The following is a 19,238-nucleotide window of genomic DNA, read 5'->3' on the forward strand; positions in this document are numbered from 1 at the left end:
TCCCTGAGAAGCAACCGCCACTCATCAAATTGTGGTTTGGCCTGCAAGGGCACTGCTAGATTGAGATTGAACGGAGTTCTTCGATGGAAGTGGAACATGCTCCTTGAAGAACTCTAGGTAGACAACGAGTTCTTTTGATATGGAGTTTTTGACAGTGATCGGACTCGTACACCAGCTTGGCTAATCAGACTGGCGTGCGTGCCCATGCTGGAGCAGCGTCATTGGCGAATGTCGAGACCTTTGTGAGTGGGGCGGCTCAATCGACGCCGAGCCACGATTCAGCACTGGTACCAAGCGTACGCCGATCACTACGACCAAGATTCACCGCTGAACCGGATCGCGTTGCGGTTGATGAGAAACAAGTTTAACTCGAACATGAAGAGAAAGTGTGGCTCTACGGGCGAATGCTGTCGATTCGAAAGTCGTGCTCCACGTACGACTTCGAAACAGAAAGGTCGAGATCTCGCCGAACGCTTCCTGAATGAACTGAAAGAGAAACACCGCGTCTCTGACGGAGTTTCTCGTCGATGGCATGGGTATTTAACCGCTCTCGCACGCACTAATTTCACTGGCCATCTTGATTACACCGATCGTAACATCGTTGAGAAGTTTTTCCAGACGTATACAATGCGAATCGAACGGTTCCACGAAGCATGGAACGGCAGTCAGGCCAGCGCCGAGCGCTGGCTACTGCCTACACCGCCTATTACAGCCACCATCGTAGTCACCAAGCACTTGAGAATCAATCACTAGTCGAAGCACTCAACCAACGGGGTTCAATCTAGCAGTGACAGTGGAAACATTCAATAGTAAACAGGCGAAATCAGATACCGATGACAGAAATCATCGATTCATTTAGTCACATCCTACCAGAACAATTTCTGATAGAGATGTCAGAGTTGTACTCGACACCTGAATTAGAGGAAATGGCAGGTGCAGATCACCTAATTGATATAGACAATCGGGTCAACGACATGGACGAATTCGGGATCGATAGGCAAGTAATGACGTTGGCTCGACCTTCAATTTGGCCTGGAATCGATCGAGACGTAGCTCCTGAAGCCATCCGGCTTGCAAACGATGCGATAAACGATGTTGGACAGGAATATCCTGACCGTTTGATTTCGGTAGGAACGATACCATTATTGAACGAGAAGTATATCGAGGAGCTTGAATATTGTATAAACGAACTCGAGATGCCTGGCGTACAGATTTTCTCGAATATCGAAGGGAAACCCCTAGATTCGTCGGAATTTCGCCCCTTTTGGGAAGCGGTAGACCGGCTCGATGCAACGATCTGGATTCATCCGCAGTTGCACAATTGGCATACGTGGACCGATGAGTACATGGATCACAAATTGTTTGGGTGGCCGTTTGACACGACGATAGCAATGGCACGGTTAGTCTGGAGTGGGATCATGGACGAATTCGATCCAAACATTATTACACATCATATGGGTGGCATGACATCCTTCTATTCTGATCGCATCGAGAAATTTTATGATAAACGGATGACCTACCCGGAAATGTACTCTCGAACAGAATTACCGAAATTCGAAAACGGAGTCAAAGATCAGTTCCGGAAGTTCTACGGCGATTTAGCAGTAAGCGGTTCGACGTCCTCGCTTGAATGCGGTCTCGACTTTTACGATTCGGACCAGCTCGTTTTCGGTGCCGACTATCCGTTCGGAACGGAAGGAGGACGAATAAACTACGAGGTGGGTCTCTCGATGATAGAGGAGGCTGATATCTCGAGTGAGCAAAAGGAAGATATCCTCTGCAATAACGTGGCCGAACTGTTGTAACAACCGATAGATCAGACCTCCATCAAGTGTTTCCGTTCGATTCGCCGTTGTCCTATCCCGATATACTTCGATGGATGATCCTACAACGTAGTCGAAATCATCAACCACTCAGCAATGAACTCGAGAATGTAGTTTTGAATACAACCCTGCGCGTAAATTCGCTAGCTATTCTTCTTCGAGCGGTATCGTGAGCGATGCAGTAGTACTTCGGTTTTTGTCTATTACGGCTTCAGCTTCCCCGTCCTGATATCCGTCTGCTTCTGCCTGCACGTCGTACTCTCCCTCATCGTTATCCTCGAAATAGCCCTCTCCGTTGTTGTCGACTTCTTGTTCATCCCCACTAATTGAGACAACTGCGTCGTCGATCGAATTTCCGTCTTGATCCTGCACAGTAACTGCTATCGTACCATCCTCGAGGCCCTCTTGCTCATCTTCATCTTCACCATCCGAACAACCCGCTAGCGAGGTCGCAATACCGGTGGCTGTTGTCGCTATTACGGCACGACGGCTAACATATGTGTATCCGAGCATCGTTATGCGGTCTCGTTGCTAATGTTTAAAACTTCTCTTTTCGACCGAATTATAGCCGTCGAGATTTTATATAAATATCAGGTAAATTTATTTACTCGGCACTTCACACACAGTTGTAGTCTCGTCGTCTCTCTTGTAGGATATCGTCATCTGTTCGTACTTTTAGTTCCATATCGGTAACGCTCTTTGTAGGGTAGCCTTTCGTAGAGCGGGCTACATGCGTAAAGAAACTATTCACTTCATCCAAAACATTATTAACGCATGGATTGGAACACTCTAACATGGAAGATATCGAATCACTAAAGCAGAGACTCGTCGCAGCGAACCGAATTCTAGCAAATGAGGGGATTATCGAAGGTTTCGGTCATGTAAGTTTGCGACACCCAGACGGGGATAAGTTATTAATCGCAGAGTCGGTGAGTCCTCGATTCGTGACCGAAGAAGACATTATTACGATGAAATTCGACGGTACTATCGTTGACAAACCGGACGGTAATCCGTATATGGAAACTGTAATCCACCGGGCAATCATGCGAAACCGTGACGATGTCGGGTCGGTAGTTCACCATCACGCGCCAGCAGTTATCCCCTTCACAGCCACCGATAAAGAAATTAAACCCATTTTCCACATGGGCGCTCTCTTCCATGATGGTATCGAAACGTTCTCCGATTACGATATGGAATACGGCTACCTCATAGCGACCGAAGACGAGGGAAAGCGGATGGCGAAAGAACTTGGTGATAAACGCGCTCAATTACTCGAAAATCACGGCGCGAACGTGACGGGATCAAACCTCAAGGAATCGGTTCTATCGACGGTATATCTGGTGAAGAATGCGCAGTACCAATACCACGCTGAAAAATTAGGCAACCCCACGTATTACGACGAGTCGACTGACGCAATGGAAACGATGGTGGACGACGTAATTCTGGACCCCGTTCCCGTGGATAGAATGTGGTCGTATTTGATAAATCGCCTTCCAGATAGCCACATTCCGGACTAACACAGACTATATAGAATAACATTGAGAAACGTAAACTGATGTTAGTCGACTGGACGTTCTGCCACTAGAGTTTGTATGCTGAACTAACTCAATTTGAGCAGTACTATTTCGGATTTGATTTCAGTACTACACAAAGCTTGCAAGTTGAAAGAGTCCGCTTGCGAAGTTATGTCCAAGCAAAGCAAGTGGACAGTAAAATCCACGAAGACCAACTCCTTAACTTCCTCGTCAATACAATCGACGAGGAAGTCGATCTCGACCTTGCTCCTAACGCCGAAACAACGTCTGAAGATATTTACGAGGTCCTCGTCAGCGCTTGCGCCGACGGGACCTCAGTCTCGACACTCTGCGAGAAGAGCGAAGACTCGCGTCACCAGAACACAGTTCTCTATCACCTCCGCGAAAAGTTCGATCTGGAGTCGGTTGAGCGGATTGGCAACACGCTGCTCCAGAAGGACGTACTCACTGTGCTTCCTGAGCAGGTGGAGGTCTGCGCAGACTTCCACCTGCGACCCTACTACGGTGACGAAGACGAGACAGATGGCCTCTATCATTCGGAAGCAAAGCGTGGAACCACTGCCTTCCACGCCTATGCCACACTCTACGCGCGTGTGAAGAACAAACGATCCACGCTGGCAGTGTTGCCGTCTTCGAGACGGCGCACTGCAGCAGCGTCATTGCAGCGTTTCTCGGTGTTCTCGACGGCCTTGACTTCAGCGTCAAGGCCGCCTATCTTGACTGCGAATTCTACGACATCAAGGGCCTCACGTTACTTCAGGCGCACAACCATGCGTACGTGATGCCGATCGTCCGCTGGAGAAAGACGATCAAGCAGGAACTCTCCGAAGGCTGGAGTCGCGCCATCGAGCACGACCTGACGGCGAAACTCGACGATCCAGCTGTGACCGTCGAGTTTCCCGTCTATATCGACTGTACCTACCAGAACGGACGATACGACGAACATGGAGTGGCGCGTCAGCGGCGTAGCCGTGACGCGCCGTTCATCGACATGCCACGCGATGCTCGATACCACTACGCGAAACGCTTCGGTATCGAGGCCAGCTACCGACTCTCTGAGCAAAGCATTGCAACGACGACAACGCAAAATCCGGTGGTTCGGCTGTTGTACGTTGTGGTGAGTTTGCTGTTACAGAACGTCTGGCGGTATCTGCACTGGGAATATGTGGCGACGCCCCGCCGTGGCGGGCGTCGCCTCTGGTCCTGGTCGTTCAAGGAGTTCATCAAGATGCTATGCTGGGCAGCGTGGACGGCCCTCGCGGTGCGTCGGGCCGTCCCCGCAAATCGGCCACCTGACGACCGGTTCCACCGCTAACGCCCGACCGAGCCAGCACCCCTGCGAGTGGCAACGCTGTCGCGTCGGCGGCTGATCGCCGCCGACAGCGACGGCTCTACTCAATCTTCAATCAGAACCACCGTCGATCGCTACCGATTAGGACAGAATTGCGGCTTCAGCCTGAGTTAGGAGATGACGCTTTGTGAGGTACTGAGACTGTCCACGTTTGGGACGGTACTAGACGGCCTACTTCTGGAATTCTTGTTGTCGTATTTGACAGAAATGAACCCGCTCGAAAACTGTTGGCGACAGCTCCGAGAGGGCTGAGCCAACCACCTGTTTCGAATGCTCGATGACACCAACGAATATTTCCCAGTGGCTCTGCTAGCACTCAACTCGCCGCAAATATATGAGTATCTCTGCTAGTCACTATACTAAGACGTGTACTCGAAATGTTTTCTCCATTAGCGTGAAAAAGGCAATTTTCGTTCGACATAGCCGAATCCATCTGTACTAATTATTTAGCAAGGTGCTTTACTAATTGAAAACAATCTTGTATTTTACCTCTGTGGCGTATAAAGCCTCAAGATGCGGATTATCGACAGTGCAGACGGAACGAGCTTTTACACATGTACTATAGTAAATCCTTCCTCGGGCGTTTTGTAATACCGAATGGTATAGATGACACTTAATCGAAAATAGACGCCGAATTCGCTCCGACAGAGTAAGCAAACTAGGTACTCATACGTCAGCTAAAAATTCATGGCGTTCGAGCTAATGGTGAGAGTATGGCGACTTTGGAGAACGTCTCTACGGAAGACTCCGCCAGATCTTGGCGGAGGCTGACAATACTGACGCGACACAGCGGCTGACGGCAGCTATCACCTACAAGGGGCTCTGCTGAATCACTAGGCGGCATCAACTCTCGGTGAAAAATAACGTCGCTCGAGGCGTCACTCTGGAACGATTTTGAATAAAATCTCGAGGAATCCAGCGGTGACGAACCGACTAATCGGGCCTTCCAAAAACAACAAGATACTAGAACCCAGCACAGTATCCATCTTTAGTTAGTCGAGGAACCGCGTGATAGTGGCAGCTTATCGAGGCATCTTTTCGGAAGGAATGAGGAAGTCGAGTCTGTGCACAACCAGACTTCTTCATCTCGTATTATGCGTCGGCTCACTAACTGTTTCCCTCTGAGTTCCTCGAAGAGCACGCCGAGGAACTCGGCGTGGTCGAACGTGACCGTGATCTTTAAATTCCCGTCCTCGTGTGGGCGCTCGTGTTCGGCTTCGCCGCGAGTGGTCAACGCTATGTTCGTATCTACAGCGCACGTATTGGCTCTGATGAAGGAAGTTCGTCGGACTGAGATGGTGGAGCATCTGTCGTAACAACAGCTTGATGAAGCGATTAATGACGCCCAGAAGGCGGACGAGACCCGTTTCGTCCGGCGACTCTGCTTCATCAAAAACGTCTCTCTCGGGGACACCGACAAAATGGCTGCACGACGTGTCGGTGCGTAACAACCAACGGACAGCCGCTGGCTCAAAGCGTGGAACGAGGATGGAGTCGCTTGACTGCACCCGCGCTTCGCGGGCCGGCCGCCCGCGAAGCTCACTCCTGAACAATTTGAGGAGTTCTTTGCTCTCCTCGAAGGCGGCCAACCGTGGACACCCCAGGAGATCGACAATCTTCTCTGGGACCGCTACGGCGTTACGTACGATCGAGCCCACCTTGCTCGAATTCTCCGTGCTGATGGCATGCAGTACGCAAAACCACGATCGATGGACCCGCGGCAATCACCGGATGGAGAGGAGGATTTTCGTGAGCGCCTCTCCCAGGCGCTCACGAAAGAAAATGGTGATGAACCACTTGTTCTCGGCTTCTTCGACGCTTCGTGGCCACAACCGTTCGAGAACTCCCAGCGAATGTGGTCGTACGATCGAACCGTGGAAATAGATAAACCACTGGTCACAGTCCCCTGGAAAATGCTTGGCTTCTACGCATTACTCGGTAAGAGTACGCTCATCTTTCGGAAACGAACCACGAAAGAGAGTATCTGCGCGGCTTTAGAGGCAATTTGCGAGCAGAATCCGGTCGGGCGGATTCTGCTCATCGCTGACAACGATGGCGGTCATCACGCGAAGCTCACCCAGCAACGGGCAGACGAACTCGGCGAGTGGTCTGCGCAAAGTATGGATACTCACAGAACATATATGGTGTATGATGGGAACTCGCCGGTTTGACGTGACGGAGCACCTCTCTGAGGAGGAACTCGATATAGCGATCAATGAAGCCCAGAAGGCGGACGAGCCGAGCCTCGTCCGCCGTCTGTGTTTCGTGAAGAACCTCTACACGGGCGATGTACTGGAAGATGCCGCCAGACGCATCGGGGTTTCATACTATCAGACAGAACGACGTGAAGATCGGTCGCTCCGTTGCGGCCGTCACCGGTGGAGACGGCCGTGAATTCGCGACCGACTTCGTATTGACTTCTGTCCGACAGTATCACAAGCCAACAGTAGCCGCTGGGCACACGCGTGGAACGATGCCGGTGTCGATGGATTGCGACCGAGTTTCGGGGGCGGTCGGCCCCCGAAACTCTCAGACAAGCAGTTTGCTGAGCTGTGTGAGATCCTCGAAGAAGGCCAACCGTGGACGCCACGGGCGATCCACACACTCATCGAAGACCGCTACGGCGTCACCTACGACTCGGTTCACTTGAGCCAGAAGTTGCACGAGAGCGGGATGCATTACGCCAAACCACGTCCAATGGACCCCCGAAGTCCCGAGAACGCAGATGAAATACTCGCCGAGCGCCTCGCCAAGGCGCTCGGCGAGGATAAGGAGGAGGCGGATGAACAGGAGGATGATCCAGTCGTCCTGGGATTCTTTCGATGAAGCGTGGTCACAACCCTTCGACAATTCTCAGCGGATGTGGTCGTACGACCGAACGGTAACAATCGAGAAACCGCTGGTAACAGCCCCATGGCGCTCGTTCGGCTTCTATGCGCTGACCGGGAAGAGCACGATCTCGTTCGGTGAGCGAGTCAACAAGGAAACCGTCTGTGATGCATTAGGGGCGATCCGCGAGCAGAATCCGCCCGATCGGATTCTGCTCGTGGCGGACAACTACGGCTCTCATCACGCGAAGCTCACCACACAACGGGCTGACGAACTCGGCATCGAGTTCGTCTTCATTCCGCCGTATTCGCCGACGTTGAACGCGATCGAACCGCTCTGGAAGAGCCTCAAACGAGATATCTCGCCAGAGATTTACGAGAACGAAGACCACTTCAGAGAATTCCTCACCGAGACGTTTCTTCGGTTGAGCCACCGCGTGAGCTTTGCCGTCGACTGGATAGAGACATTCCTCCCGAACATCCAAAGGTTTCGCTGATCACTCCGGCTCAGATCGCATCTCCTTGACGATGTGGAACATCTCTTCCAGTTCGAAGCGATGCTGACTGAAGATCGTGTTCGTGAGGTCGTTGAAATAGGTCTCACATTCCTTGCACCAGTACTGCTGGGCGTCTTTACCGGACGTCCCGCGCTTCACAACGTCGTCGCTCTCGCAATGGACACATGTCATCGTCTCGACGAAACGGGCAAGACGGAGACGTTCAAAGCAACGCTCACGTGATGGAAGGAACACTTGCGCAGACTTCTCGTCCATCGTTGACAGACGCTTAGATCGTCAGGGAAATGGATGTTACGGCTTATCGGGATGAGCGAGTACGAAAAGTACCAACGAGAAGCCGTTATTCACGGCGAAGGAGAGTACGTCGATGGAAGCGCACACGTGAATACGTGCGAGAGCCACGCGTCTCGCGAGTGGTCAGCGTAACTTCTGAACATCTGGAAGAAATGCCTCAATCCAGTCGCTAGCGAAGGTCACTCGACGGCTCAACCGAAGAAATGTCTCGGTGAGGAACGCTCTAAAGTGATCTTTGTCCTCGAAAATCTCTGGCGAGATTTCTCGTTTGGTACTCTTCCAGAGCGGTTCGATGGCGTTGAGTGTGGGTGAATATGGCGGGATGAAGACGAACTCGATGCCGAGTTCGTCGGCCCGTTTCTGGGTGAGTTTCGCATGGTGGGAACCGTAGTTGTCGGCCACGAGCAGAATCCGCTCAACCGAATTCTGCTCGCGGATCTCTTCGAGTGCCTCCACAATTGTCCCCTTGACCAACCGCTCTTTGAAGGTGATTACGCTCTGGCCAGTTAGCGCGTAGAAGCCGATCGACCGCCATGGGAAGGTAACTAACGGCTTTTCGATCTGGACCGTCCGGTCGAATGACCACATCCGCTGAGAATTCTCGAACGGCTGTGGCCACGCTTCATCGAAAAAACCCGAAGACGGCGGACTCATCACCACCAGCCTCGTGGTTACCCTGGCCGAGGCGCTCGGAGAGAATCTCTTCTGCGTTGGCCGGGCGACGTGGATCCATCGGCCGTGGTTTCGCGTAGTTCATCCCTGTAGCACGAAGTTTCGGCTCAGATGTGCCGGGTGATACGTGACGTCGTAGCGGTCTTCGATGAGTGCGTGAATCTGTTGTGGCGTCCAGGGCTGGCCGTCTTCGAGAATCGTACAGAGTTCGTCAACTGTACTTGGGTAAGCTTCGGCGGCCGACCGCCGCCGAAGCGGGGGCGGAGCCCATCGACAGCGCCGTCATTCCATGCACTGGCCCACCGACGCGTCGTGGATCGGGAGATCCCGACGCGGTCGCCCGCTTCCATGCGCGTATCACCCTGATAGAGGTTCTTCACGAAACACAACCGCCGGACGAGACGGGCCTCGTCCGCCTTCTGTGCCTCCTCGATTGCGTGGTCTAGTTCTGTTTTCGTCAGATGCTTCACCAAAAGGCCCCGTGGACTGCTCTTCATTGCAGTCTATACGCTTCCAAAGGTCAACCCTTTCGCAGACCACTCCAGCGACGCGTGGCTCTCGCCGCATCGAGGAATCTCAAAGGACAAACTCACAGCGTATCTCAGACTCTTCCAACTTCGTCGGAGAATCCTACGCAAACCAAGACGAGAAGCCTTGAAAGAAATCGTTCGAACTGTTCTCTGACTCACCAACAATGTCCTTCACAAGAGCGTCAGTCTATTTTCATCCTTCTATCGGTACCCTCATTACCATTCTCAGTCATGATGTACTATGCCACGATGTGAGGCCTGCGGTGAAGAGGTTGACCGAACATGGAAACTCGCAGGTAATGAGCAATATGACTGGGTCTGTACCGACTGTCATCCAACGATGTGATCTTGGTGCTAGAAAGGAAGGAGCTAGTTAACCTCACCGGCAAGTAAGCGTCCCGATCCGGGGACCTGGGTACTGAGGTTGAGATGGTCAAGAATCTCGAACGTTGTTGCGGTCGCTGCTGAGAATACTGGAAGGCCGAGTGTATCTTCGGTTGCCTGAATTGATGCCAGCGATGGCATTTGAACGCATGACGAGAGGATGAGTGCGTCGGCTGCGTCGGTATCGAGACGTTGACCGATGTCGATCAGGTTTCGTTGGTCGAGTTGTGCGACCTCGAGGTTGTCCGGACATTTGAGTGTCTCATAATCGATTACATCAACGCCAGTACTCTCAAAGTATTCAATCATCGTCTGAGTGAGTTCCTCCATATATGGGGCGATCAGTGCGACCTGCTCAGCCTCGAGTCGCTCGAGTGCGCGAACGAGCGCACCTGCACTCGTCACGACGGGTGCACCGCCATCGTTCTTGACAGTCTGCTGGTGGAGTTTAGACTCACTTTGTTCGTGGTAGCCTGGTTCTTGGGCCATAATGCCAATGAGACACGCGTACGCGAGGACATCACAGCGCGCATCTGACAACATAGTTGCACACTCTTCGGACTGTTCGTCCATCCGCTCGAGTTCCTCTCGGGTGACGCTTTGCATCCGCATCCGACTGGAGTGGAACGTAAATGCCTCTTCGTAGTGGTCCGGTCGTGCGTTCAACATTGCGGGGATCTCTGTTTCCATCGTGACGTTCGAACTCGGGACGATCAGCCCAACTCGAAAATTATTAGTCATGGTACAGGATGTACATGGATACCACCATATAGAAAGTTTGTGTATCAGTTCAATTCACGTATACGCTCTTGCGAAGTAGATTGTTGATGGCGAGAGCAGCGGCTCAAAGTCGAAGAGGGCAAGGGCACCGCTGGCGCGGTGCCCGATATGTTCCCTGTGAACCGATTCGTGTCGGAATCGGCTGCCACGGACCTGCTCCAACAGGTCCGCTGGCGTGACGGTGTCGAATGCCCCCGCTGCCGTTCTGACTTGACGGTCAGAAACGGCAGCTATCGGGTATATCAGCGGTATCTGTGTGAGAATTGTGGTCGCACATTCAACGACAAGACTGACACAATTTTCGCTCATTCGAAGCTCACACTCAAAGAATGGTACTTCACGATTTACGTGTTTCTTACGCTTCAATACGAGCATTTGACAGATCGAGGCTGAACTCAATCTCTCGTACAGAACGGTAAGACAGCGCGTCGAGCGCTTTACCAGAGCGCTCGACGCGCCTTCGCTCACGTTATCTGGTCCGGTCGAAATCGGCGAAGTATACGTCTCAGCGAGGCTGAAAGGCCGCGAGCGCGACCATAGTGATCAAGAGAAGTTTTGCAAGTAGTATCAGGTAGGCCATGCCGCCATGTGACCATGAAGTCTGTTCAGGGAGGTTTCACTGATCTCTAAACTTGCAAAACTTAGCTCAAGTACTAAAGTCGCGCTCGCGTGGCCTGTCCACGCGCGGTCGTGGCTCGTACGAGGGAGACAAACCCCGGTGTTCACGCTCGTTGATCGCGGCAACGACCAGCGGTACGTCGTGCCAGCGAAATCCGCCGACGAATCGACGGTTCGGCTCCTGCTCGCGGATCACGAAGAGAGCCGCTAACGGTGTATACCGACGGATTTCGCGCGTACGACCCGCTTGAGAAGGACGACGTATTCGCGGGCGAATGCGTCGTCCACGGCAATGGTAAGTACGCTGATGGAGATGTGCACGTCAACCTGCGAGAGCCACGGGTCGCTGGAGTGGTCTGCGACCGAATTGAACCCCTCCAGAATAAGTGTGGAAAGCTCTGACAAACCGCTAGACGACACTGGAAACGAACGGGAGCAGTTCCCTACTCAGCTAAAGGTTCAGAACTTACGCTGATCACTCGTGCGACCGTGGCTCTCGCCACATCGAGGAGTTTCGAAAGACAAGCTAACACCGTATCTCAGGGCGTTTCAGCTTCGGCGTGAACTCTATAGAAAACCAGGTGATGAAGCGCTCAAACATGCTATCGATGCTGCGCTCTGAAAATCAACAACGTGCTTCACAAGAGCGGTCGCTCAAAGTTTAAACCGGCACTTATTAGTTGACACTCCCTAACACCAATTTATGTCGAATGGTCAGCCACGAAGCTGCGAGACGAAAGATGTCGACATTTCTGGTCAGGAATGGGGTTCCGATTTCGTAGCAGATTTGCTCAAAGCATACGGGTTCGAATACGTATCGTTCAATCCGGGCGCCTCGTTCCGCGGACTGGAAGAATCAATTATCAACTATAATCAAAACGACCCCGAGGTCGTTCAAGCCGGACACGAGGGTCTCTCAGTTTCTATCGCCCACGGATATGCAAAGGCGACTGGTGAACCTGCGTTGTGTATTTTGCACAACGTCGTCGGGACAATGCACGGTGCGATGAGTCTCTACAATGCGTACTGTGACCAGGTTCCTATTATTGCACTATCTGGAACGGGGCCGATGCGAAAGAGCGTTCGGCGCCCATGGATAGAGTGGATTCATACTGCCCTTGTCCAAGGGGATATTGTCCGAGAGTATATCAAGTGGGACGATCAGCCGATGCATATTGACGGTGCTGCAGAATCTATAATCCGGGCAAACAAGATTTCGAATACGACGCCCAAAGGACCGGTGTACGTTACGCTTGATCACAGTCTCCAGGAGTGTGAACTCGACGAGCCGATGAAAATTCCGGACCTATCCAAATTTGAAGCACCGGCAAAGATGGCGCCGGACCCGTCCGCAATTGAAGATGCTGCCGATCTACTCGTCGAAGCGGAGCTACCTGTCGTTCTCACCGACCAAATTGGTGATTCACGCGAAGCTGTTGAGGCGTTAGTTGAACTTACAGAGTTACTCGGGTTGCCGGTTATCGACACTCGGAAACGTCGGTACAATTTCCCAAATACGCATCCAATGGAGTTGACCGGCACAGAGGTTTACAGACAAGCGGATGTTGTAATCGGGCTCGACTCGTGGAGTTTGAATGATACGCTGAAAGACGTCGACCGCGTTCGCAACGAACTTACCGAAGCGATCGAGGATGACTTCGATGTTATCAACGTCGGCCCTCACGACCTCGGCGCCTCGAGCTTGACTGCGGACTATAGCGGTCTTCGCGAGACGGAAGTTCCCGTTTTAGCGGATCTCGAACTGGCACTTCCGGCGTTAGTTAGTGCCGTCCGTGACCGTCTCGCTGACGATACCGGTCTTCAACGGAAGGCAGATAACAGGTTTGCCAAAATGGAGGAAAAACACGAGAAGCAACGAGCCGAGTGGGAGCAGGAAGCAGAGTCTTCGTGGGACGAGACACCAATCTCGATCCCTCGTCTTGCAGGTGAAATCTGGGACGTTATTCAAGACGAAGAGTGGGTGCTCGTAAACGGGACGTTGCGCGGCTGGTCACACAAGCTGTGGGATGTGGACGAGTACGACAAATACATTGGCGGCTCCTCGGGCGGCGGCGGAATCGGGTACGGTATAGGTGGCGCGATCGGCGGCGCACTCGCATATTCGGACACTGATCGAGTCCCAATCAATCTCCAACCCGACGGCGATCTCATGTTTTACCTCTGTGGCCTCTGGACGATCGGCCATTACGATCTCCCGATGCTGTCGGTGGTCCACAACAACAAGGCACTGTACAACTCGACCGAACATCGAATGCGATTGGCGGAGTACCGTGATCGCGACTCGAGTTACGAACGTGCACTCGTTGGGACGGGGCTTCATGACCCGGTTCCGGACTACGCTCAGATCGCAGAATCGATGGGGGTGAACGGGTACGGGCCGATCGAGGACCCGGAAGATCTGGCACCGGCACTCACAGCCGCATGGGAAGACGTAAAGAACGGGCAACCGGCTCTTGTCGATGTTATTAGTCAACCGCGGTAGAATCGAGTAACTAGTATCATCGATTTGCTTCCTTCGTGCGCATCGAAATCATATTCCGATTTCATCTCCGTACACCAGCAACTGAAACTCGGAAACGGTTGAGCAACTCCTGTCCAAACGGCCCCAATCAAATTATAGCTGTGAGCAACTTGAAATCGGTTCTACGGATGAAATAACGGAAACGGATAATCAGCGAGAGTTATATACGAACCAACACGTCGTCGTTTTCAACCTTCACGTCGAAGGTTCCGATCTGTTGTTCCGATACTTCATGAACCCCACACTCCAGATCCCACTCCCAGAGGTGCCATGGGCATGAAACTGTAATACTGTCTTTGTCGATATTGCCGCGAGTTTCGGTCCAACAGAGTTCTCCGTTTATTTTCTTTTCACCGACTTTGCAGAGGGGCGCTCGTTGGTGAGAACACCGGTTGCTGATAGCATAAAATTCCCCACCGACGTTGAACAGGGCGATTTCGATACCGTTCAATTCGATTCCCAGTCCTTCGCCAGGATTGAGATCGTCCGTTTCAGCTACTTTTTTGAATTCATTTTTTGTCATTTACATCATATTCCGAGGAGGTCCTCGGCGTTTTCGTGAAGGATCTTATTTTTCAGTTCCTCGTCGAAGGCGTTGTTCGTGTACGCCCAGGTCGCTGGATCAAGCGTCTGGTGTGGCCAATCGCTCGAGTAGAGGAACGTGTCTTCGGCCATCGAAAGATCCAACAGATCCTTCGTTTGATTCGCGCGTTGTGGCAGCGCCATCGGTTGCGTACAGACGTAGATATTGTCGCGAAGGTATTCACTCGGACGTCGGTTGAGGTAGGTTTCACCAGCATCAAATTTTCGAGGAGTGATCTGTACGTCTTCTGGATGCATTTCGTAGAATTCATCCATTCGATACCGAGCAAATGGAAGCCACCAGTGGCCACCTTCTTGGATCACGACATCGAGGTCCGGGTACTTATCGAAGACGCCTGTCATAATCATATTGACGGTTGTCAGCATGGCGTGTACTGGCCAATCGAAGCCGAGTATTTCCGTCCATGTGATCATCTGGTCCCCAACAGGGTCTTGCTGTGGCCAGAACGCGAGCGACCCGTGGAGAACCAGTGGCAGGTCATTTTCGACGAGCGCGTCGAAAACCGGATCGAAGTCTTTCTCTCCGAACAATCCAAACGGTCCGAACCAACCGTAGGCGCCGACAATTCCTTTCTCGTCTCCAACCCGTTCAATTTCTTCGACGGCGGCGGCTGTGTCCCATTGTGGCAACATCATGAGACAGTACATATCCTCCGGAACGACCCGATCAAGGAGGTAATCGTTGGCAGCTCGAGCGACTGCCGTTTTGAGTAGGTCATGATGTTGTGCGGGCATACTGTTAATCCCCGCGTTAACTATCGGTTCGTCAATAGCGAACCGCTCAGCAGCTTCTCTTACGTCGGAGGCCGTTTCGGCTCTCCCTTGGGTGTAAAGCCCTTCGTTCCCGTCTTTTATCGCGTAGGCCGCGTCCCACTTTCCTTTGACAGGCGCAATTCCGAACTCAGTTGTGAGTTTGTCGTGGACTCGATCATCGTCGACATAGGTCAAAAGATCGTCAACCGCAGGGGTGAGATGGAAGTCCATATCGATGATGCGATCATCGTAGGCCTCCGGAGGTATCTCATCCTCTGGAGTCATCTTTTTCTTCACCATATCTAGATACACAGCACTCTTTCTATTTAAATCCTACTACAATACACGGGGATCGGTCCGAGAAACCTTCCAATCACTGGCGCTCGTTATACTTTTCACAGTGATAATGAGAAAATGCTGAGCGAAAAGATAATGGCATCGTATCGACTGGCCAGTTCTCTGTTTTACTCACTACTAACAACAACTGAAACAGCCTGGTCCAAGTCTTCGCTGCTTATTCCGTATTCTGTATAGCCTTCAGGTTTTCTGCTGTGGGGGGCGATAATCGCAGTGGTTCCGTCGACAACAAACTTCCAGTCCCCATCGTACGGCGGATTTTTCGCCTTGAGTTCGATATTCACGTCGTATTCATCCTCGAGTTGACTAATGAATTTGTATACAATTTCACCATCGGTGAACTGTGAGGGTTGATACGTCCGTAACTCGTACGATTGAAACTCGATAACAGCCGATTGCCACCATTCAGGGAGATCCTCTATATCTTCATATATTGCTGATGGGTTGGTCACTCGCTCAGAATTTTCGAGTGAGTCGATGCGTGATTCCTTATTGTCCATACTTTGTAATCATTTTCACGAGGAAAAACCTTTGTGGAACTGGAACTGGATACTGCATTGATCGATCGGCTGTAAGCGTTACTCGAGAAATGTAGCTAAATTGAATCTGGCTCCGATTGTTCGGCAATCGATTTCATCTAATACGTTGTACGAATATCGCGAGAACCGGTTGTATCCCGGGACAGCTTCTGACTACAGACACTACGACTGGATCGTCACTCGCTTCGGACTGATCGAAATATTTATCGGATTTGCTCGGGAAGACTCTTCCACGTCATGCCCATGACAACACTTGTCAACAACCGAACTGCACGAGACATGAATTTTCCGCGTCCCGGCGGATCGCTTCGGAATGAAAACGATTGCGACGTCGAGGTGTGTAGTAATGAGTGATAATTTATCGCTCGATCTCGCGTGTGATCTCAACGACCGAACGCAACCCGTATACAATGGAACAGTCCGTCCGGACGGCATCGACCTCACGTTCCTGCCGCTACAGATCGAGGAGACGTTCTGGCGAATGCTCAAGCATCAGGAGTTCTCTGCCGCTGAGATGTCGATGTCTTCGTACATGATGACTCGGGACCGTGGTCATCCCAAACTGATCGCGATCCCGGTTTTTCCGTCTCGGTTTTTCCGACATTCCTGTATTTTCATCAATGCCGATGCAGGGATCGACAAACCGGAAGATCTCGCCGACTGCAACGTCGGCGTTCCAGAATACCAGATGACTGCCGCACTTTGGTGTCGTGGTGTATTAGAACACGAGTACGGTGTCAGCCCCGAGGAGATGGATTGGTTCCACGGTGGCGAGGAAGACGCTGGCCGGGAAGAAAAGTTAGAACTTAGTTTACCTGGTTCGGTTTCCCTCGAGTATATCCCACAGAATCGTACACTAAGCGGAATGCTCGAGACTGGCGATCTAGATGCGCTCATAACTGCTCGGGCGCCGTCTTCGTTCCAGACTGATGCCGTCGAGCGACTGTTTCCGAACTATCGAGACGTAGAGATGGATTACTACGACCGGACTGGTCATTTCCCGATTATGCACACGATCGTGCTTCGCCAGGATGTCTACGACGAGAACCCCTGGGTCGCCCAGGAACTGTACAAAACGTTCGACAAGGCCAAAGAGATCTGCCTGGAAGAGTTGGGTGATACCGGTGAACTACAGCGGACACTCCCGTGGCTCATCAACGAAGTCGAAGAAACTCGTGAACTGATGGGATGGGACTTCTGGGAATACGGCGTCGAAAACAACAGAGAGACTCTCGAGTTTATGACTCAAATGTCCCACGAGCAGGGTCTTATTCAGGAGCCCCTCGAAGTTGAAGACCTCTTTGCCCCGACGACCTTCGACGAGTATAAAGTATAGATAGGGATCCCGTTTCAGCGAATTCAGACGATAGGTTTGGATCGATGCGGTTCAACAGAGTTTTCCGCCATCGAATCATCCGATTTGTAGTGCTCGCTCCGCAAGAAATGATGTTGTTCGAGCGCTCAAACGGAGACGATTATTTCGTCGTTTTCCACTCGAACAGGATACGATGGTAGTTCCACATCTTCGCGAGAGATGTTTTTTCCGGATTCGAGATCGAATTCCCAACCGTGCCACGGACAGGCAACAACCCCGTCTTCGTCCGTCCACTCAAGTTCCGTCTCAAGGGAATCTTTGTCGAATTCCGCCGTCTGGCGGCCAGTAAGTTTCCCTTCGCAGATTGGACCACCTTGGTGAACGCACCAATTGACGTACGCGTAGTACTCGCCGTCAACGACGAAGACACCAATTTCTCTACCTTTGATCTCGGCCAATATCCGGTCGCCTTCACTGAGTTCGTCTACCGTGCCGACAACATGCTCTGACATATATTTGATGATATTTCTTAGTTTTATATTCCGAGCCCGAAGACCTCGCTGGAATTTTTGTACATGATTTTATCAATCTCCTTGTCTGAGAGGTGACCGAAGTAACTGTTGATCACCGAGGAAGGATCATCGAAGTCACTGTGTGGGTGATCGGTCGAGAACAGAATGTTGTCTGCTCCAATCATACTTATTAGATGTTGCAAGTCCTGCTTGTTCACCGGTTCTGGGAGCGGTTGGGTCCCCCAGTAAAACCGATCGCGAATGTACTCCTCAGGTGCCTTCTCGAGGAGCGGAACCTCATATGGTTGTTGGACTGTCTCCCGATTGAGCCGGTACATCAACAGCGGGACGATTCCAAGATCCTGCTCGAGGAAGACGAAATCAAGATCGGGGAACTTCTCGACGACGCCGTTCATGATGAGCGTCGTGGCCGTTACCATGTTTGCGAACGGGTGGGACAACATATGCAACGAACCGTAGTGTTGAAGATCGTTGTAGAGGAACGGAAATTTACTCGCGGCCGCGTAGCCAACTGCCGAACTGTGGAAGCAGACCGGGAGCCCGTTGTCCTCCGCCGCCTGATAGATAACGTCGTAAATTGGATCACCGAGCGGTTTGTCCGATGCCCCGTTAAGAATTAACACGCCGACGATGCTATCTTCCTCTCCCATCCGATCGATTTCCTCAGCTGCTTTATCAGGATCTTGGGTTGTCAGCATTGCCAGGCCATGAAACTCGTCGTGTCCATCGAGGAAGTGCTCGAGGAACATGTCATTGACAGCACGCATTTCACGGATGGCGCGTTCTCGTTGCGGTATTAGATCGAATTTTTGAAGAGAGTTCAGGATAGCCGCATCCACGCCGAATCCATCACACAACTCCTCTCGGATGCTTTCGGGGGTGTCTGCAACGGCGTCATCGGTTGTCCCTCCTGTGGACATGAGCCCTTCTTTCGGGAAGGAGTCGCGTGGATACGCTCCGTAGTTGAGTGTCTCGGTGGTCAGAAATGTTTTATACGGCTCGTCGAGACGCTTTGCGATCTTGTCGCGGATTTTTTGTGTGCGATATGCCGTGTGGACATCCGCATCAACCACGATTTGATCAACCTTGGCACTTTGGCCTGCCATACTAGTTAGTTAGAGATAGCCATATTAAAACTTCACCCTTCTCCGATTCAAGCGATGGTCCGTGCGTATGGACGCAATTAGTATTAGAGTTCGGTGGTACCGAATGATTACTTTATTGCATCGTAGTTATCACCATTTGACTCCTCGAATAGCCGGG

Annotated in this window: 17 protein-coding genes and 8 pseudogenes; 15 read left to right on the forward strand and 10 right to left on the reverse strand. The window is 51.8% G+C overall.

Features of this window, described 5'->3' with window-relative positions:
* Positions 1-150 precede the first annotated feature (150 nt).
* A pseudogene (locus tag ACZ5C7_RS03965) lies at positions 151-785 on the forward strand (IS6 family transposase); the annotation flags it as partial.
* Between the two features lie 48 nt (positions 786-833).
* The gene (locus tag ACZ5C7_RS03970; protein WP_464374824.1) at positions 834-1,805 is read left to right on the forward strand and encodes an amidohydrolase family protein; all 972 of its coding nucleotides are present in this window, start codon (positions 834-836) and stop codon (positions 1,803-1,805) included.
* A 165-nt stretch (positions 1,806-1,970) separates the two neighbouring features.
* Here the strand turns inward: ACZ5C7_RS03970 and ACZ5C7_RS03975 are convergent, their stop codons facing one another.
* Entirely contained in the window at positions 1,971-2,336 is a 366-nt protein-coding gene (locus ACZ5C7_RS03975) for a carboxypeptidase-like regulatory domain-containing protein (RefSeq protein ID WP_464374825.1), read from the reverse strand.
* Positions 2,337-2,617: 281 nt separating this feature from the next.
* On the opposite strand from ACZ5C7_RS03975, the gene ACZ5C7_RS03980 reads away from it, so the two are divergent.
* The 6 genes and pseudogenes from ACZ5C7_RS03980 (at position 2,618) to ACZ5C7_RS04005 (ending at position 8,034) form a co-directional block, all read left to right on the forward strand.
* Entirely contained in the window at positions 2,618-3,340 is a 723-nt protein-coding gene (locus tag ACZ5C7_RS03980) for a class II aldolase/adducin family protein (RefSeq protein ID WP_464374826.1), read from the forward strand.
* Positions 3,341-3,498: 158 nt separating this feature from the next.
* A pseudogene (locus ACZ5C7_RS03985) lies at positions 3,499-4,673 on the forward strand (ISH3 family transposase).
* A 1,538-nt stretch (positions 4,674-6,211) separates the two neighbouring features.
* Positions 6,212-6,880 carry an IS630 family transposase gene (locus ACZ5C7_RS03990; RefSeq protein WP_464375253.1) on the forward strand — a complete coding sequence of 223 codons (669 nt, stop codon included), beginning with the start codon at positions 6,212-6,214 and terminating at the stop codon, positions 6,878-6,880.
* A gap of 1 nt (position 6,881) precedes the next feature.
* Positions 6,882-7,103, forward strand: a complete 222-nt coding sequence (locus tag ACZ5C7_RS03995; RefSeq protein ID WP_464374827.1) for a hypothetical protein — start codon at positions 6,882-6,884, stop codon at positions 7,101-7,103.
* An 18-nt stretch (positions 7,104-7,121) separates the two neighbouring features.
* Positions 7,122-7,535: a helix-turn-helix domain-containing protein gene (locus ACZ5C7_RS04000; RefSeq protein ID WP_464375254.1), complete on the forward strand. Its 414-nt coding sequence runs from the start codon at positions 7,122-7,124 to the stop codon at positions 7,533-7,535.
* 34 nt (positions 7,536-7,569) lie between these two features.
* Positions 7,570-8,034, forward strand: coding sequence for an IS630 family transposase (locus ACZ5C7_RS04005; protein WP_464374828.1), 465 nt, complete (start codon positions 7,570-7,572; stop codon positions 8,032-8,034).
* Between the two features lie 6 nt (positions 8,035-8,040).
* On the opposite strand, the pseudogene ACZ5C7_RS04010 reads toward ACZ5C7_RS04005, so the two are convergent.
* Positions 8,041-8,310 (reverse strand): annotated as a pseudogene (locus tag ACZ5C7_RS04010) (transposase); the annotation flags it as partial.
* Positions 8,311-8,379: 69 nt separating this feature from the next.
* Between ACZ5C7_RS04010 and ACZ5C7_RS04015 the strand changes: the two are divergent.
* Positions 8,380-8,472, forward strand: a pseudogene (locus ACZ5C7_RS04015) (IS1595 family transposase); the annotation flags it as partial.
* Here the strand turns inward: ACZ5C7_RS04015 and ACZ5C7_RS04020 are convergent.
* Entirely contained in the window at positions 8,473-9,003 is a 531-nt protein-coding gene (locus ACZ5C7_RS04020; RefSeq protein ID WP_464374829.1) for an IS630 family transposase, read from the reverse strand.
* 125 nt (positions 9,004-9,128) lie between these two features.
* On the reverse strand, positions 9,129-9,518 hold the full coding sequence (locus ACZ5C7_RS04025) for a helix-turn-helix domain-containing protein (protein WP_464374830.1): 390 nt from the start codon (positions 9,516-9,518) through the stop codon (positions 9,129-9,131).
* A gap of 40 nt (positions 9,519-9,558) precedes the next feature.
* On the opposite strand from ACZ5C7_RS04025, the pseudogene ACZ5C7_RS04030 reads away from it, so the two are divergent.
* Positions 9,559-9,705, forward strand: a pseudogene (locus tag ACZ5C7_RS04030) (IS1595 family transposase); the annotation flags it as partial.
* A 215-nt stretch (positions 9,706-9,920) separates the two neighbouring features.
* Here the strand turns inward: ACZ5C7_RS04030 and ACZ5C7_RS04035 are convergent.
* On the reverse strand, positions 9,921-10,676 hold the full coding sequence (locus tag ACZ5C7_RS04035; RefSeq protein WP_464374831.1) for a maleate cis-trans isomerase family protein: 756 nt from the start codon (positions 10,674-10,676) through the stop codon (positions 9,921-9,923).
* Positions 10,677-10,823: 147 nt separating this feature from the next.
* Here ACZ5C7_RS04035 and ACZ5C7_RS04040 point away from each other — a divergent pair.
* From ACZ5C7_RS04040 to ACZ5C7_RS04055, 4 genes and pseudogenes are all read left to right on the forward strand, one after another.
* Positions 10,824-11,254: pseudogene (locus tag ACZ5C7_RS04040) on the forward strand (transposase); the annotation flags it as partial.
* A gap of 120 nt (positions 11,255-11,374) precedes the next feature.
* A pseudogene (locus ACZ5C7_RS04045) lies at positions 11,375-11,952 on the forward strand (transposase); the annotation flags it as partial.
* A gap of 84 nt (positions 11,953-12,036) precedes the next feature.
* Positions 12,037-12,405 (forward strand): annotated as a pseudogene (locus tag ACZ5C7_RS04050) (thiamine pyrophosphate-binding protein); the annotation flags it as partial.
* 96 nt (positions 12,406-12,501) lie between these two features.
* The gene (locus tag ACZ5C7_RS04055) at positions 12,502-13,836 is read left to right on the forward strand and encodes a thiamine pyrophosphate-dependent enzyme (RefSeq protein ID WP_464375255.1); all 1,335 of its coding nucleotides are present in this window, start codon (positions 12,502-12,504) and stop codon (positions 13,834-13,836) included.
* Between the two features lie 199 nt (positions 13,837-14,035).
* Here ACZ5C7_RS04055 and ACZ5C7_RS04060 read toward each other — a convergent pair whose 3' ends face one another.
* From ACZ5C7_RS04060 to ACZ5C7_RS04070, 3 genes are all read right to left on the reverse strand, one after another.
* On the reverse strand, positions 14,036-14,398 hold the full coding sequence (locus ACZ5C7_RS04060; protein WP_464374832.1) for a Rieske (2Fe-2S) protein: 363 nt from the start codon (positions 14,396-14,398) through the stop codon (positions 14,036-14,038).
* A 5-nt stretch (positions 14,399-14,403) separates the two neighbouring features.
* Positions 14,404-15,516, reverse strand: coding sequence for an amidohydrolase family protein (locus ACZ5C7_RS04065; RefSeq protein WP_464374833.1), 1,113 nt, complete (start codon positions 15,514-15,516; stop codon positions 14,404-14,406).
* Positions 15,517-15,695: 179 nt separating this feature from the next.
* A complete protein-coding gene (locus tag ACZ5C7_RS04070; RefSeq protein WP_464374834.1) occupies positions 15,696-16,088 on the reverse strand; it encodes a hypothetical protein in 393 nt (130 codons plus the stop codon).
* A 385-nt stretch (positions 16,089-16,473) separates the two neighbouring features.
* On the opposite strand from ACZ5C7_RS04070, the gene ACZ5C7_RS04075 reads away from it, so the two are divergent.
* Entirely contained in the window at positions 16,474-17,463 is a 990-nt protein-coding gene (locus ACZ5C7_RS04075) for a substrate-binding domain-containing protein (RefSeq protein ID WP_464374835.1), read from the forward strand.
* 125 nt (positions 17,464-17,588) lie between these two features.
* Here ACZ5C7_RS04075 and ACZ5C7_RS04080 read toward each other — a convergent pair whose 3' ends face one another.
* Both ACZ5C7_RS04080 and ACZ5C7_RS04085 read right to left on the reverse strand, forming a co-directional pair.
* On the reverse strand, positions 17,589-17,954 hold the full coding sequence (locus ACZ5C7_RS04080; RefSeq protein ID WP_464374836.1) for a Rieske (2Fe-2S) protein: 366 nt from the start codon (positions 17,952-17,954) through the stop codon (positions 17,589-17,591).
* Positions 17,955-17,977: 23 nt separating this feature from the next.
* Complete coding sequence (locus tag ACZ5C7_RS04085; protein WP_464374837.1) at positions 17,978-19,081, reverse strand: amidohydrolase family protein; 1,104 nt, start codon at positions 19,079-19,081, stop codon at positions 17,978-17,980.
* Positions 19,082-19,238 lie beyond the last annotated feature (157 nt).

Source organism: Halostagnicola alkaliphila (assembly GCF_055379965.1).

Excerpts from the sequence above, each read along its gene's own strand:
- ACZ5C7_RS04035 (WP_464374831.1), bottom strand. The coding sequence starts at position 10,676 with ATGACTAATAATTTTCGAGTTGGGCTGATCGTCCCGAGTTCGAACGTC.
- ACZ5C7_RS03970 (WP_464374824.1), top strand. The coding sequence starts at position 834 with ATGACAGAAATCATCGATTCATTTAGTCACATCCTACCAGAACAATTT.
- ACZ5C7_RS04055 (WP_464375255.1), top strand. The coding sequence starts at position 12,502 with ATGCATATTGACGGTGCTGCAGAATCTATAATCCGGGCAAACAAGATT.
- ACZ5C7_RS03975 (WP_464374825.1), bottom strand. The coding sequence starts at position 2,336 with ATGCTCGGATACACATATGTTAGCCGTCGTGCCGTAATAGCGACAACA.
- ACZ5C7_RS03980 (WP_464374826.1), top strand. The coding sequence starts at position 2,618 with ATGGAAGATATCGAATCACTAAAGCAGAGACTCGTCGCAGCGAACCGA.
- ACZ5C7_RS04025 (WP_464374830.1), bottom strand. The coding sequence starts at position 9,518 with ATGAAGAGCAGTCCACGGGGCCTTTTGGTGAAGCATCTGACGAAAACA.
- ACZ5C7_RS04005 (WP_464374828.1), top strand. The coding sequence starts at position 7,570 with ATGTGGTCGTACGACCGAACGGTAACAATCGAGAAACCGCTGGTAACA.
- ACZ5C7_RS04080 (WP_464374836.1), bottom strand. The coding sequence starts at position 17,954 with ATGTCAGAGCATGTTGTCGGCACGGTAGACGAACTCAGTGAAGGCGAC.
- ACZ5C7_RS04060 (WP_464374832.1), bottom strand. The coding sequence starts at position 14,398 with ATGACAAAAAATGAATTCAAAAAAGTAGCTGAAACGGACGATCTCAAT.
- ACZ5C7_RS04075 (WP_464374835.1), top strand. The coding sequence starts at position 16,474 with ATGAGTGATAATTTATCGCTCGATCTCGCGTGTGATCTCAACGACCGA.
- ACZ5C7_RS04065 (WP_464374833.1), bottom strand. The coding sequence starts at position 15,516 with ATGACTCCAGAGGATGAGATACCTCCGGAGGCCTACGATGATCGCATC.
- ACZ5C7_RS04020 (WP_464374829.1), bottom strand. The coding sequence starts at position 9,003 with ATGAGTCCGCCGTCTTCGGGTTTTTTCGATGAAGCGTGGCCACAGCCG.
- ACZ5C7_RS04085 (WP_464374837.1), bottom strand. The coding sequence starts at position 19,081 with ATGGCAGGCCAAAGTGCCAAGGTTGATCAAATCGTGGTTGATGCGGAT.
- ACZ5C7_RS04070 (WP_464374834.1), bottom strand. The coding sequence starts at position 16,088 with ATGGACAATAAGGAATCACGCATCGACTCACTCGAAAATTCTGAGCGA.